12 protein-coding genes are annotated in these 12,993 nt (G+C 35.8%); 2 read left to right on the top strand and 10 right to left on the bottom strand.

What is annotated here, in order from left to right:
• Positions 1-66 precede the first annotated feature (66 nt).
• The 7 genes from CIB29_RS02235 to CIB29_RS02205 all read right to left on the bottom strand — a co-directional run bounded on the left by CIB29_RS02235 (position 67) and on the right by CIB29_RS02205 (position 9,325).
• Complete coding sequence (locus CIB29_RS02235) at positions 67-1,299, bottom strand: sugar ABC transporter permease (protein ID WP_198543717.1); 1,233 nt, start codon at positions 1,297-1,299, stop codon at positions 67-69.
• A gap of 1 nt (position 1,300) precedes the next feature.
• Positions 1,301-2,818: a xylose ABC transporter ATP-binding protein gene (locus CIB29_RS02230; RefSeq protein ID WP_094546369.1), complete on the bottom strand. Its 1,518-nt coding sequence runs from the start codon at positions 2,816-2,818 to the stop codon at positions 1,301-1,303.
• A gap of 87 nt (positions 2,819-2,905) precedes the next feature.
• Positions 2,906-4,000, bottom strand: coding sequence for a sugar ABC transporter substrate-binding protein (locus CIB29_RS02225; protein WP_094546367.1), 1,095 nt, complete (start codon positions 3,998-4,000; stop codon positions 2,906-2,908).
• A 173-nt stretch (positions 4,001-4,173) separates the two neighbouring features.
• Complete coding sequence (locus tag CIB29_RS02220) at positions 4,174-5,259, bottom strand: D-xylose ABC transporter substrate-binding protein (RefSeq protein ID WP_094546365.1); 1,086 nt, start codon at positions 5,257-5,259, stop codon at positions 4,174-4,176.
• 17 nt (positions 5,260-5,276) lie between these two features.
• A complete protein-coding gene (locus tag CIB29_RS02215) occupies positions 5,277-7,085 on the bottom strand; it encodes a helix-turn-helix domain-containing protein (RefSeq protein ID WP_198543716.1) in 1,809 nt (602 codons plus the stop codon).
• 149 nt (positions 7,086-7,234) lie between these two features.
• Entirely contained in the window at positions 7,235-8,155 is a 921-nt protein-coding gene (locus tag CIB29_RS02210) for a sugar-binding protein (protein WP_198543715.1), read from the bottom strand.
• 279 nt (positions 8,156-8,434) lie between these two features.
• Positions 8,435-9,325 carry an RluA family pseudouridine synthase gene (locus CIB29_RS02205; protein WP_198543714.1) on the bottom strand — a complete coding sequence of 297 codons (891 nt, stop codon included), beginning with the start codon at positions 9,323-9,325 and terminating at the stop codon, positions 8,435-8,437.
• Positions 9,326-9,652: 327 nt separating this feature from the next.
• Here CIB29_RS02205 and CIB29_RS02200 point away from each other — a divergent pair, with 327 nt between their 5' ends.
• Positions 9,653-10,366, top strand: a complete 714-nt coding sequence (locus CIB29_RS02200) for an HAD family hydrolase (RefSeq protein ID WP_094546359.1) — start codon at positions 9,653-9,655, stop codon at positions 10,364-10,366.
• A 132-nt stretch (positions 10,367-10,498) separates the two neighbouring features.
• On the opposite strand, the gene sigK is transcribed toward CIB29_RS02200, so the two are convergent.
• Positions 10,499-11,209 carry an RNA polymerase sporulation sigma factor SigK gene (sigK, locus tag CIB29_RS02195; RefSeq protein WP_094546357.1) on the bottom strand — a complete coding sequence of 237 codons (711 nt, stop codon included), beginning with the start codon at positions 11,207-11,209 and terminating at the stop codon, positions 10,499-10,501.
• A 164-nt stretch (positions 11,210-11,373) separates the two neighbouring features.
• Here sigK and CIB29_RS02190 point away from each other — a divergent pair, with 164 nt between their 5' ends.
• Positions 11,374-11,835 carry an ISAs1 family transposase gene (locus CIB29_RS02190; RefSeq protein WP_094546355.1) on the top strand — a complete coding sequence of 154 codons (462 nt, stop codon included), beginning with the start codon at positions 11,374-11,376 and terminating at the stop codon, positions 11,833-11,835.
• Positions 11,836-12,220: 385 nt separating this feature from the next.
• Here the strand turns inward: CIB29_RS02190 and CIB29_RS02185 are convergent, their stop codons facing one another.
• Together CIB29_RS02185 and CIB29_RS02180 are read right to left on the bottom strand one after the other, a co-directional pair.
• A complete protein-coding gene (locus CIB29_RS02185; protein WP_094546353.1) occupies positions 12,221-12,604 on the bottom strand; it encodes a HEPN domain-containing protein in 384 nt (127 codons plus the stop codon).
• Positions 12,597-12,923, bottom strand: coding sequence for a nucleotidyltransferase domain-containing protein (locus CIB29_RS02180; protein ID WP_094546351.1), 327 nt, complete (start codon positions 12,921-12,923; stop codon positions 12,597-12,599). Before CIB29_RS02180 ends, CIB29_RS02185 begins: the two co-directional genes overlap by 8 nt.
• Between the last annotated feature and the right edge of the window lie 70 nt (positions 12,924-12,993).

Here is a 12,993-nt window from a genome sequence, read left to right as displayed (position 1 = left end):
CGTTCTAAAATCAAGTGCCACTATCTGATGACAATTTTTGATAGTGGCAGAATTTTGAAATTTTTCTTATGTTGTAGCTCCTTTTTTCCTTGTTGCAATATCAACCCATACAGCAATTAAAAGGATTAGACCTTTTACAACATACTGATAAGTTACGTCCAGGTTCATTAAACTCATTCCGTTGTCAACGCTTGCCATAACCAATGCACCTATAATTGCTCCAAATACGGTACCTTCTCCCCCCATCGTACTGGTACCGCCAATTACTGAAGCGGCAATTGCATCAAGTTCAAATAAATTTCCGGCTCCAGGAGTGGCAGAATTAAGCCTTCCGGTAAAAACAATACTTGCAATAGCAGATAAAACACCCATGAGAATAAAAATTGTCATTGTCCTTTGTTTTATATTTATACCCGAAAGCCTTGCAGCTTCCTTATTTCCTCCTATTGCATATACATGCCTGCCAAAAGTTGTCTTGCTTGTTATAAAAGAGAATAGTAGTGCCAGCACCATAAGTAAAAGTATCGCATAAGGTACCCCCATATAAGTTATCATGATAGAGAATACTAAGCCTATTGCAATTGATACTGTCAACATTTTTAAGAACTGCAAATTCATCGGAAGCACTTCAAAGCCGTACTTTATCCTGGACTGCCTTCTCTTGAGGTCAAAAACTATGAACAGTATAATAACAATAACTGCTAAGACCACGCTTGTATCATGAAAAGGTGCATCTTTAAAGAGTAGTCTCGGAAGGTACCCCTGACCAATTGCTTTAAAGCTATCATTCATGGGTCCAAGTGCCGCACCTTGTGTTACCCCTATCATTCCTCCTTTGAAGACCAACATCCCCGCAAGGGTAACTATAAATGCCGGTACTCCCCTATATGCAATCCAGTATCCCTGCCAGATACCTATTATTAATCCTACTGCTAAGGTTACCAGTACAGCCGGTATGGTACCAAAGTTCATTTTTACTTGTAAAAATCCTGCAATAGCTCCCAAAAAACCAGCTACAGAACCAACCGATAGGTCAATATGACCTGCAACCATCACCAATACCATGCCTACAGCAAGAATAGCTATGGTAACCGTCTGTAAAAACAAATTGGAAAGATTTCTTGAAGTTATAAAAGTACCTTTTGTTAAAATGGTAAATAGTATCCATATGGATAAAAGAGCTATCACCATTGTATATTGTCTTATATTATGCTTTAGTATTCCTGAAATCATTTGCTTTACTGATATCGTATTTATAGTTTTAGTCTCCAGGGAAGTTTTTTCAATTTTAATTCCCATGTTACATACCTCCAGTCGCATAAAAAATTACTTTTTCCTGTGTAGCTTCTTCCCAGGATAATTCACCATTTAGCTGCCCTTCATGCATAACAAGTATCCTGTCACTCATACCTAATATTTCCGGTAATTCGGATGAAATCATGATGATACATACACCCTGATCTACCAGCTCATTCATAATGTTATAAATTTCATATTTTGCACCTACGTCAATTCCCCTTGTAGGTTCATCCAATATAAGTACTTTTGGTTGTGCCATCAACCATTTTCCTATTGCTACTTTTTGCTGGTTTCCACCACTTAAGTTGGCAACTTTTTGCTCAATGGAAGGAGTTTTGATACGTAGTTCTGAAACATATTTATTGCTCACTTTTATTTCTTCATTGTCATTAATGACACCTGAGTTTGAAACCTTGTTTAGACTTGCTAAAGAAATGTTGTCTTTAATATTCATCATTAGTACAAGGCCGTTTCCTTTTCTGTCTTCCGATAGATAACACAATCCGGCTTTTATAGCATCTCTTGGATTTTTTACTTTCAATATTTCCCCGTCGAGTTTGACTTCACCGGATATTTTACTGCCATATGAGCCAAAAATACTCATAGCAAGCTCAGTCCTGCCTGAACCCATGAGGCCTGCAATTCCAAGTATCTCACCTTTTCTTGCCTTAAAGCTTACATTATCTATGAGTATTTTGTCAGGCATCTCAGGATCATACACTGTCCAGTTATTCACTTCTAATACTATATCACCCGGCATATGCTCTTTTCTTGGGAATCTTTGGGTGAGTTCTCTACCAACCATTAGCGATATAATTTTATCTTCATCCAACTCTTTTATATCTTTAGTAGCAATGGTTTTGCCATCCCGTAAAACGGTTACCGTATCAGCAATTCTAAATATCTCATTAAGTTTATGGGATATATAGACACACGTTACCCCTCTATTCTTCAATTCTTTTAATATCTCCAAAAGAGTGTCTGTTTCAGCCTCTGTCAGAGCTGCCGTAGGTTCATCCAGTATCAGTAAATCTGCCCTTTTTGAAATGGCTTTTGCGATCTCAACCAGCTGCTGCTGTCCGATACCCAGGTTAATAATTTTAGTAGACGGATTAATATTTAGACGTACTTCCTGTAAAATCTTTTTTGTCTCGACAAAAGCCTTATCCCAATTAATAATGCCTTTGCTTTGTATTTCGTTACCTAAAAATATGTTCTCGCACACATTCATTTGTTTAACAAGGGCAAGTTCCTGGTAGATAATCGCTATGCCTGCTTTTTCACTATCTTTTATATGATTAAAGTGTTGTTCTTTTCCATTTAATATGATTGAACCATCATAAGTCCCCGCGGGATACACGCCGCTTAGAACCTTCATTAATGTTGATTTGCCTGCCCCGTTTTCTCCTACAAGGGCATGTATTTCTCCTCTTTTTACCCGAAAACTTACGTTGTCCAGTGCTTTAACCCCGGGAAATTCTTTTGTTATATTGACCATTTCAAGAATACAATCACTCATATTGATTCCACCTTTAACGAAATTCTAGAGGAACAGCACTAATGCCATTCCTCTAAAACCTTGTTGTTTTTAATCCTTATTTAACCCTTATTTCTTATATACGTCTTCTTTCTTTAAATATCCGCTGTCAATCAATACTTTGTCAAGGTTGTCTTTATCAACTGCTATAGGAGTAAGAAGCAGAGATGGAACGTCGATCTTATTGTTGTTAACTTTGCCGTTACTTTCTATACTTTCACCTTTAGCCATCTTAATTGCAGCAGCAATAGCAGCTTTTCCAAGTTCCCTTGTGTCTTTGAATACTGTCATGGACTGAATACCTTCTACTATCCTCTTAGCAGCTGCAAGTTCAGCGTCTTGACCGGTAACAGGTACTTTACCAGCTAATCCCTGGGCTGCCAAAGCCTGAATTACACCACCTGCAGTACCATCATTAGGAGCAAGTACAGCCTGAATGTCATTTTTGTTTGCAGTTAAAGCATTTTCTGCAATCTTCATAGCTTCACTCGGCTGCCAGTCTTTTACCCACTCATCGTGGACAACTTTTATATCTCCTTTATCAACAAGAGGTTGGATGTATTTCATAGCCCCTTCTCTAAATAATTTAGCATTGTTATCAGTAGGTGAACCTGCCAGGACAAGGTAGTTGCCCTTTGGCACTTTTTCAGTAATGTATTTGCCTTGAATCTCTCCAACTTTTACGTTATCAAAAGAAATATAAAGGTCTACATCAGAATTCATGACAAGCCTGTCATAGGAGATCACCTTAACACCAGCTTTGTGCGCCATATCAACAATAGGTGCTGCACCGGTTGCGTCATGAGGGGCAAGAATCAAAACATTAATTCCTTGGGCAAGTAGATTTTCCGCCTGAGCCATCTGCTTTCCGGCATCATTATCAGAAATCTGCACTTTTAAATCAATACCAAGCTTTTTAGCTTCGGCTTCCATTGTCTCTTTGTCTCTTACCCATCTTTCTTCCCTCTGCGTTGGAAGAGATAATCCAACGACAATCTTTTGGTCAGTCTTAGCTTCCGGTTGTTTTGCTTCTTCTTTCTTTTCTGGAGCAGGTGCTGGAGCTGGAGCAGCTTCTTGCTTTTTCGCCGAATTACATCCTGCAAATACCGATACTGCCATCATTAACGCCAGTATTAAAGCAATAATTTTTACTGTTTTTCTCATAAAAAAATTCCTCCTTATAAAAATTTTTACAGTTGTTTACTGTTATATTAATATTACTATAAGGAGGTTTACTCTGTCTCTAGAGGTATTTATGATTGTCTATCTTAAATTATTAGATTTACTTCGATTATAGAAAGTCATAGCATAATATTAATGTACAAAATAGTAAGACTTTATTTTATTACAGGCCATTGGGATTTTGGAACATTCCTAAAAACGTCATCCAGCCGGTGAAAACCATCATATATAACCGTATTTATTAAATTTTCCCGGATAACGGGTACAGACTGTATCTTATAATAAGGAACGCTGTACTTTCCATCATTAATACTACTGTTAGCTTTTATTTCTTCACCCTTTGCCATCTTTATAGCCATTTCTGCGGATATTTGAGCGATCCTGTTAATTGGTTTATATATAGTCATTAGCTGAGTGCCTTCAGCCACTCTTTGACACCCGGCCAAGTCAGCGTCATGGCCAACCACAGGAATCCTGCCTGCCAGCCTCCGCTCGGCAAGTGCCTCAATTACTGCTTCCGCGAGGCTGTCATTTGCGGCTATTATTCCATCTATTTTATAACCATTCTGCAATGTCCTCTCTACGCATTTAAAAGCATCTTCCCTTTTCCAGTCCTCAGCCCAAATTTCTTCTATTATATCTATATTTCCCATATCAATATAAGGTTTTAACACATTTTTATATCCCTCATTAAACATATGCGTATTGTAATCATTTTTTGCACCATTAATAATCACATAATTACCGGCAGGTACACTTTTTACAAGATGTTCAGCCATCAATTCTCCAACTTTAACATTATCGAAGGATATGTACATATCTACATTTGCGTTTCTTACAAGACGGTCGTATGAAATTACCTTTATACCTTCCTTTTTTGCCATTTGCACGATAGATGCAGCCTTATCCGCATCATGCGGTACAATGACAAGAATATCAATACCCTGCTCCAGTAAATATTTCACCTGGCTCATCTGCTCATTACTATCATTGTTCGCATTCTGGACGATTACCTCCGCTCCAAGTTCTTTCGCCTTGGCTACAAAAATATCCCTGTCCCTTTGCCAGCGTTCTTCCTTTAAAGTCCCCATTGAAAATCCTATCTTGATTTTCCGCTCTGTAGCATCTTCCTTGTTATAATTTATTTCTTTATCTTGAGAAATACGGCATCCACTAATTAAAATAAGGTTTAAAAGCATGAGGAGAAACATAATGATTCGTTTATTTTTTTTGTAATCCATCAACCTGCCCACCTTTATCATTTATTTTGCACAGCTTCTTTATAGGGATTAGAATCGATGATTCTTTTATAATCGGTTGGCGTTATTCCAACTACCTTTTTAAATATTCTGCTAAAATAATTTGGGTCACCATAACCTACCTGATAGCATATTTCTTTAACACTTATGCATTCATTTTCAAGTAATTCTTTTGCTTTTTGAATCCTGACCGATGTTAGATATTCTATAAAGTTTTCACCGGTTTCCTCTTTAAAAAGCCTGCTAAAATAATGGGGGCTAACATTTACTTCCCTTGATACGTCCTCCAGGGTAATCTCACTTTTAAAATTCTTATCAATGTAATCCCTGGCCTTCAGTATCAAGCTATTTATTTTCTTTTCCCTTATGCTGCTGATACTGCGTACTATATATTCAATTCTTTCCCTGCACCATATTTTCAGCTTGGAAAGCTCTTCAAATTCCAGCATTTCATCAAGATAATGGCGGCGGTTTATAAATTCATTCTCTTCGGCACCATAGTCCCATGCCAGCCGGTAAAGTAAAACCATCAGTTCAATAAGTTTATTTTTTATATTTTGTATCGAATTACCATATTCTGTAACCAACCAGTCAAAGATAAATTCAAAAGCCTGAATACATTCACTAGCATCACCAATATAAGCTTTTTCCAGCAGTACTTTTTCTTTTAACAACGGATATGCGGGATTTATTTTCCCTTCAACCGGTACATCCATGATATGTACAGTTTCTTTGCTTTTAGCATGCCTGATTGCTTTTAAAGACTCTTTATAAGAGCACGATAAATTTTCCAAACCTTTATAGCTTCTACCTATTCCAATGCATATATCTGCATCTAATTTTTCAGATATTTTATCCAAAATATAATCACCTATGCTTAAAGCCTCCAGTCTTTGAAAATATTCATCACCCGTAAAATCAGAAGGTATAAATATAACAATGCGGTTTAACATGATAGGACCAACCAGGCACCTGCACCGGCATTTAATAATATCCCTAAAATATGGATAAAAAGATTGACTCTTTACGCTTAATCCTATCTTGTTGCCGATATTGCCCGAATCATCTTCTTCTCCAAATTCTACAGTCATGATATATCCACCCATTTCATTGATTTCAAAAATCCCTTTGTAAACTTCCAATTCTTTGCTGTGGTCATCTTTTCCTTTGATTTCATCAATATAATTCTTAATACTTGAGGCCATACGGTTGAACGCATCGGCCATAACACTGATTTCATCTTCGGCATTTACAACTACCTGTTCGACATCGAAATTTCCCTTTGAAATTTCATCAGCAGCTTGTGATAAGCTTATAATGGGCTTTGTTATTTTGAATGTAAACCATAGGATAAGAATAATATTAAATACAACAACATCCGCAATGATGATTATATTTAAAAGCTGTATAAGATTGAGTCTATCCAGTATTACCAGATACCTGGCGGTATTTTCCTCAAATTGTTTTGTATTCAAACGGTTTATATATAAATTAATATAACCGGCTATCTTATTAGCTTCAGTATAACGGGTTATATACTCGTTAATATCCCGCCCTCTCTTCGCATTGACAGCCGCATCTGCTTCAATTAAGTATGTATCAATCATATTAGCGATATCTTTTAATAATAATTGGCTCTCTATGTTAGAAATTTCTTTGCGGATTTTTTCTGTCTTCTGCCTTAAATTGTTACTGTATCGTATGTATTCTCTTAAACTATCGGAGTGCTTTGTTGAGAGAAAATTTTCAAGATATCCTTCCGCTTTGCTGACATCGCTATATAATTCATTGAGATAAACATTACTCATAAACATGGTATTCATCTTCAACATAAACATACGGGCATTATAATACGTATATAGACTGGTGATACTCATCAGGAAAGTTGTTAGAAAAAAATATAATATCATCTTTTTTCTTATTTTATTAGTGCTAAATAGTCTATGTAAAAACCTTCTCATTTTAAAAGATCCTGTCCTTTCTCTGTTTCCATCATCTTGTTGTATTCCGCAAGATTTTTACCAGTCACCACACTAACCCCTGTGTCAACATAAGACGATGTGCGTTTTTTCTTTTTTAATTCTACAAGAGCCTTAATGCTTTCATACCCCATATTAACGGGATTGCTTATTACCGTGCCATAGATAACACCTTTTTCAACATAGCGCAGCACTTCCTTCAAATCGCTGTATCCAATGAGTGTAACATCTCCAACCCTGTTAAAATCTACTATAACCTGCGCAGCACCGATAGTATCCTTGGAACTTGTGCAAAAGATAGCATTAACATCGGGAAATTTATTCAGAATTTCCTGGGTAACCTCTTCGGCACTAAAAATCCCCATCCTGGATGACTGCACCGTCTTGATCTCAATCTCGGGATAATTTTTAATGGCATCCCGAAACCCGGCAACCCTTAGATTCTGTGCTATATTTTCTCCATCATCACTATAGCTGTTAAGTATCACCGCAACCTTGGCTTTTCCTCCGGCAGCTTCCGCTATTAGCTTGCCGCCTTCATCGCCCAATTTAAAGCTATTGGTGCCAATAAAGGATGACCGCTTACTGGTTTTTGCGTCAGTTTCAATGGTGACAACGGGAATGTTCATATTTACTGCTTTGTCTATAAGGGGAGTAAATTGTTTATCATCAAGGACATGGGTTGCTATCCCGTCTACCCTGGACGCAATAGCAATATCCAAGTACTGAAGTTCTTCAACAATATTTGTAAAACGTGGCCCATTAAACTCAACAGCCACATTAAATGCCCTAGCAGCTTCCAGGGTTCCTTTCTTAACAGACTGCCAAAAGGGATCATCCGTATTTTGGGCAATAATAGCAAAGTGGTACTCCGGCCTTTTTGTATTATCTTTTGGCATACTGTCAGCAGAAAGAGTTAAATCACTTTTTTGAAAATAAAAAATTGAAAAGGCGAAAGCAGATGTAAAAATTATGAATAGAACTATAATTAGGACTGTATAGATATTCTTCATAAAAACACCTCTAGAAATTTATAACCATCCCCTATGCATATATTCAACATTTAGCATAAATTTCCTCTATAAAAAATTGCTATTTTCTAAATATAAAATAACATTATATAGTTAAATTAAAATACCTCATAGGTAGAACAGCATTTTTTTAATATCAATTATGTGCTATACATTTTCTATTAATTTTCTCATGTCTCCAGGAATATCGCTTTTAAAATTCATAACCTGCCTGCTTACCGGATGTATAAATTCCAGGCTGTATGAATGAAGAGCTTGACGTGAGATTAGTTCTTGCTCTTCTTTTCCATAGAGCCAGTCTCCCACAAGAGGATGCCCTATATAGCTCATATGTACTCTTATCTGGTGCGTCCGGCCTGTTTGAAGCACCAGTTCAATTACTGTAAAATTATCCACTCTTTTTAGTACTTTATAATGCGTAACAGCCTGTTGACCGTCTTCACTAACCATACGTTCTATAGTGCTTCCCTCTTTTCTTGCAATAGGTAAATCAATAGTACCTTTTTCTTGTGCAACGTTTCCGTGTACAATTGCAATATATTTTCTTTTCAACTGTTTGTTAGTAATCTGGTTAGCAAATTGCTGGTGAGCATATTGATTCTTGGCGATAATAATCAACCCTGACGTATCTTTGTCTAACCGGTTCACCGGCCGGTATATATGGTTAAATCCTTTTTGCTGCCAGTAGTACATTACACCATTTGCCAGTGTATTGCTGTAATTCCCCTGACTGGGATGTACAGGCAAATTCGGCGGTTTATCAATTACCATTATATCATGATCCTCGTATACTATCTCTAAAGGCATTGCAGTAGCTACAATATTTAAAGAAGTTTCCAAAGGTAAGGATATCTTTAAAATATCTCCCTGATGAACAATGGCAGTTACAAACTGGCTTTTACCATTTAACAAAATACCGTTGCTTAATTTCAACCTGTTAATGAGTCTTGCAGACATATCATAATAATCATATAATATTTCCTTAATAGTTTTTCCAGCCATATCTTCAGTGATGGTTAATTCAAAAAATCTATTCAACTGTATCTCTCACTTTCCTATTGCGCTTATAAAATTCTAACTACCACTGCTGGTAATTTGTTTTTTCATTAATGAGCGTATTATACATAGTTTATTAAAATTGAATTTTATATTATATGATTAGTCTTGTATTGTCAATTTATATCAAAATCTTTTAATAAATTTTGTTGATATATAAACAAAGCAAAAATTAAATTTCTTTGAAAGATAAGTATGAACATGTTATAATGAACTACGTATAAGCAAATAGTACAAAACTTTTGCAGAGATAATAATAGGAATATTTTTTGCAGCTTATATAACATTTAAAATTGGAGGTCTTATGATATGATTGATACTTTTTTATTTGATTTGGATGGTACTCTTTTGCCGCTGGATATAGACCATTTTATGAAAATTTATTTTCATGAAATGGGAATTGCTTTTTCCGATATTATAGCACCTGAAAAACTATTCAAATATATCTGGACTGCTACAGAAGCTATGGTGCAAAATGTTGAACACAAAACGAATGAAGAAGTTTTTATGGATAAGTTTTCTAAGCTTATAGACGGTGATATTGATGTATATAAAAAACGCTTTGACGCCTTCTATGATAGTGGATTTTTAAAAACCAGGAAATCAGTAAACAGCGTGCCTATCATGAAAGAAAGTATAGATATACTTATAGATAAAGGGTACCAGTTAGTATTAGCGACAAACCCTTTATTTCCTAGAAAAGCTATAGAACATAGAATAAAATGGGCTGGTTTTAAACCCGAACAATTTTCATTTATTACGTCCTACGAAGATAGCCACTATTGTAAGCCTCAAATTAAATATTACGAAGAAATCCTGAAAGAGATTAATAAGCTGCCTCATCAATGCATGATGGTTGGTAATGATGTACAAGAAGACCTTATTGCTTCATCCCTGGGAATTCAAACCTTTCTCATTACAGACTATATGATTAATAGAGATGAGGGTACTATTGAGTGCACATATAAAGGAACCTACGAGGATTTTTATAAGTTTGTACAAAACCTGGAACCTGCAGCCTAGCGCACATACATAGTGCCAGACACAGAAGTTAAGTAGCTATCAAAATGTTGCCCCTCTAATACTTGCACAACAACTTCTTAACTTCTGTACCTGCACTATGATTCATTTTTTATATATTCTTCTAATAGCAACCTATAGACTATTCTCGGTTTTTAATTCTTTACCCAGCTTTTTAATTGCCTTCTTTTCTATTCTTGAAACATAGGAACGAGAAATTCCGAGCATCTGTGCTATTTCGCGCTGTGTCTTAACGTTTCCATTTAATAATCCATACCTCAATTGTAGAACTAATTTCTCCCTATTCTTTAAGATATTCTTCATTTTATTATACAATTTTTTTACCTGCATTTTTAGTTCTACCTCTTCCAGTACTGACTCACCATCATTGCTGATGATATCTATAAGTGCGATCTCATTTCCCTCCTTGTCAACCCCGATAGGATCATGCAGGGAAACCTCATTTTGCATTTTCTTTCCCGCTCTTATTGTCATTAAAATTTCATTTTCTATGCATCGAGCTGCATAGGTGGCCAATCTGGTACCTTTATCAGCATCAAAGGTAGTAATTGCTTTTATTAAACCGATAGTACCGATAGATATAAGGTCATCGCTATCTTTTCCCGTAGTGCTGTATTTTTTTATGATATGTGCCACAAGCCTGAGGTTTCTTTCTATTAGTACGTTCTTTGCCTCTTCATCACCGGCCCTATACCTTTCAAGATACATCTGCTCTTCTTCAGTTGACAAAGGCTGAGGAAATGAATTTGTATTTGATACATAGGAAACTAGCAGGAAAATATACTTTAGAGTAACTGAAAAAACCGTTAAGAAAACTGAAAACATTGCTAAGACACCTCCGGAAATAATGATTCCATATAAATATATGAAAATTCATTTCAATGTGTGCATGTCTAGCAATGTTTTTATTATATGTCCCTATGTCTCATTTTTTCTGTATACGCTCAACTAAAATTTCATATCTTAAGGGTGCCAAGGGGACGGGGTTATTGACAACCTATAGGACTTTTGAGAAGGGGCATGGCAGAATTGAGGAAAGAATATATTACTACTCTACCGATATAAAATGGATGGATGCAAAAGAAGAATGGGAAAAGATGAATGGTATTGGAATGGTTGTCAGGAGAACTGAAGAGAAGGGAAATAAAACAGAGGAAAAAGCTTTTCATTTTGGGAGCGTAAACTCTGTAATAGAATATGCAAAAGCAGTAAGGCAGCACTGGGGAATTGAGAGTATGCATTGGTCTCTTGATGCAACCTTTAGTAAAGACGCTTGCAAAACCAGAAAAGGAAAAGCGCCTGAAAACCTTGCGATGCTCAAAAGACTTTCATTAAATATGGTAAGGAAAGATGAAGCAAGATATCCGAAAAAAAGTTTAAAAATAAGAAAAGTACATTCGTTATTAGATGAAGAGTATCTAGATTATATATTAAGAATAAACTTTGGCTGAACCATGAACCATCAATAATTTGACTTGTGATAGGGGTAGGCCTGAGGTCTACCCAAAGTATGATAAATGGGTAGATGTGAGGCTTTCCCCTATCACATGCAAGTAAGATTAATGCGCTTTAAAAGCATACTCAGTATACACTGGATATCTCCGGAAAGGAACATCTGGTTAATAGAGTATACCCTTTTTTAGATAGCATTGTTCGAATCCCCGGACGCTTCTTTTTCCTGTTCAGTGTAAACTGGGGAACACATTAAAAATACGGCTCATCTTATAAAAATGAATGTTGAAATGGCATTTTTTAAAAAACCTTGTAAAAAGAGTTTTGGCAGGATGTGGGTTCATGAATTTACCGTGCCCCGTCCCCTTGACATCCTTGACATCTTCAAATATTATCATTCACAATTTTATAGATGTCTTCAGAAATAGCAATACATTCTTCAGCTTCTTCATCTGATACAATAAGAGGTATATCCGCTGGATAACGTGTCTCAATATAGTATTGATTAACAAAGGCGCAATCTTTTAATTTTGTTTTGAAACCACTGTTATATCCTGATGCTTCCTTACACAAATAAATAAGACTATGTCCTTCGACAATCTGTCCAGTTTTTTTGAGCAAGTAGCCTTTGAGGGCTTTCTCTACAGCTTGCTGACAATGAAATGCAACTACATCATTGCCACAATCATTTTGCTTTAGTACTTTCGCTGATTTTATATCTCTTTGCGCTTTTTCAAGCCAATCAACATATCTCGAGCTGTCAACCATATATGGTAATTCCTTTCTTATTAATTAGATATGCAAAACTAGTAGTATCATTTACACAGTCGTACCATTCATCGGTTGTATAAAGAAGTAAATCAAACGGCTTATTACTTTCAACATTTAGATACATATCCGTTAACAATTCTTTCTTGTTGTCAGTATCTTTAATTATACATAAGTCAATATCACTTTTGCTTGTAGCAGTTCCTTTAGCTTGTGAACCAAAAAGTATAATCTTTGAAGGAGCATAGTGAGAAATAATTTGATCCTTAATTCTATCAATATCATTTTTTACACTATTAACATCAACAGTTTGTCCCATAACCATATACCTCCAAAATTATTGTAGATTTATTATATCATAATAAACCAAGTATATCCATATTTTATGT

This window comes from Petroclostridium xylanilyticum (genome assembly GCF_002252565.1).
Classification (GTDB): Bacteria; Bacillota; Clostridia; order SK-Y3; family SK-Y3; genus Petroclostridium; species Petroclostridium xylanilyticum.
The sequence above is the reverse complement of the archived record's forward strand: the minus strand, read 5'-3'. Positions and strand labels throughout refer to the sequence as shown.

What these genes read in the sequence shown, in the direction of transcription:
- CIB29_RS02235 (WP_198543717.1), bottom strand. Translation starts at nt 1,299, where the DNA reads ATGGGAATTAAAATTGAAAAAACTTCCCTGGAGACTAAAACTATAAAT.
- CIB29_RS02230 (WP_094546369.1), bottom strand. Translation starts at nt 2,818, where the DNA reads ATGAGTGATTGTATTCTTGAAATGGTCAATATAACAAAAGAATTTCCC.
- CIB29_RS02225 (WP_094546367.1), bottom strand. Translation starts at nt 4,000, where the DNA reads ATGAGAAAAACAGTAAAAATTATTGCTTTAATACTGGCGTTAATGATG.
- CIB29_RS02220 (WP_094546365.1), bottom strand. Translation starts at nt 5,259, where the DNA reads ATGGATTACAAAAAAAATAAACGAATCATTATGTTTCTCCTCATGCTT.
- CIB29_RS02215 (WP_198543716.1), bottom strand. Translation starts at nt 7,085, where the DNA reads ATGAGTAATGTTTATCTCAATGAATTATATAGCGATGTCAGCAAAGCG.
- CIB29_RS02210 (WP_198543715.1), bottom strand. Translation starts at nt 8,155, where the DNA reads ATGCCAAAAGATAATACAAAAAGGCCGGAGTACCACTTTGCTATTATT.
- CIB29_RS02200 (WP_094546359.1), top strand. Translation starts at nt 9,653, where the DNA reads ATGATTGATACTTTTTTATTTGATTTGGATGGTACTCTTTTGCCGCTG.
- sigK (WP_094546357.1), bottom strand. Translation starts at nt 11,209, where the DNA reads ATGTTTTCAGTTTTCTTAACGGTTTTTTCAGTTACTCTAAAGTATATT.
- CIB29_RS02185 (WP_094546353.1), bottom strand. Translation starts at nt 12,604, where the DNA reads ATGGTTGACAGCTCGAGATATGTTGATTGGCTTGAAAAAGCGCAAAGA.
- CIB29_RS02180 (WP_094546351.1), bottom strand. Translation starts at nt 12,923, where the DNA reads ATGGGACAAACTGTTGATGTTAATAGTGTAAAAAATGATATTGATAGA.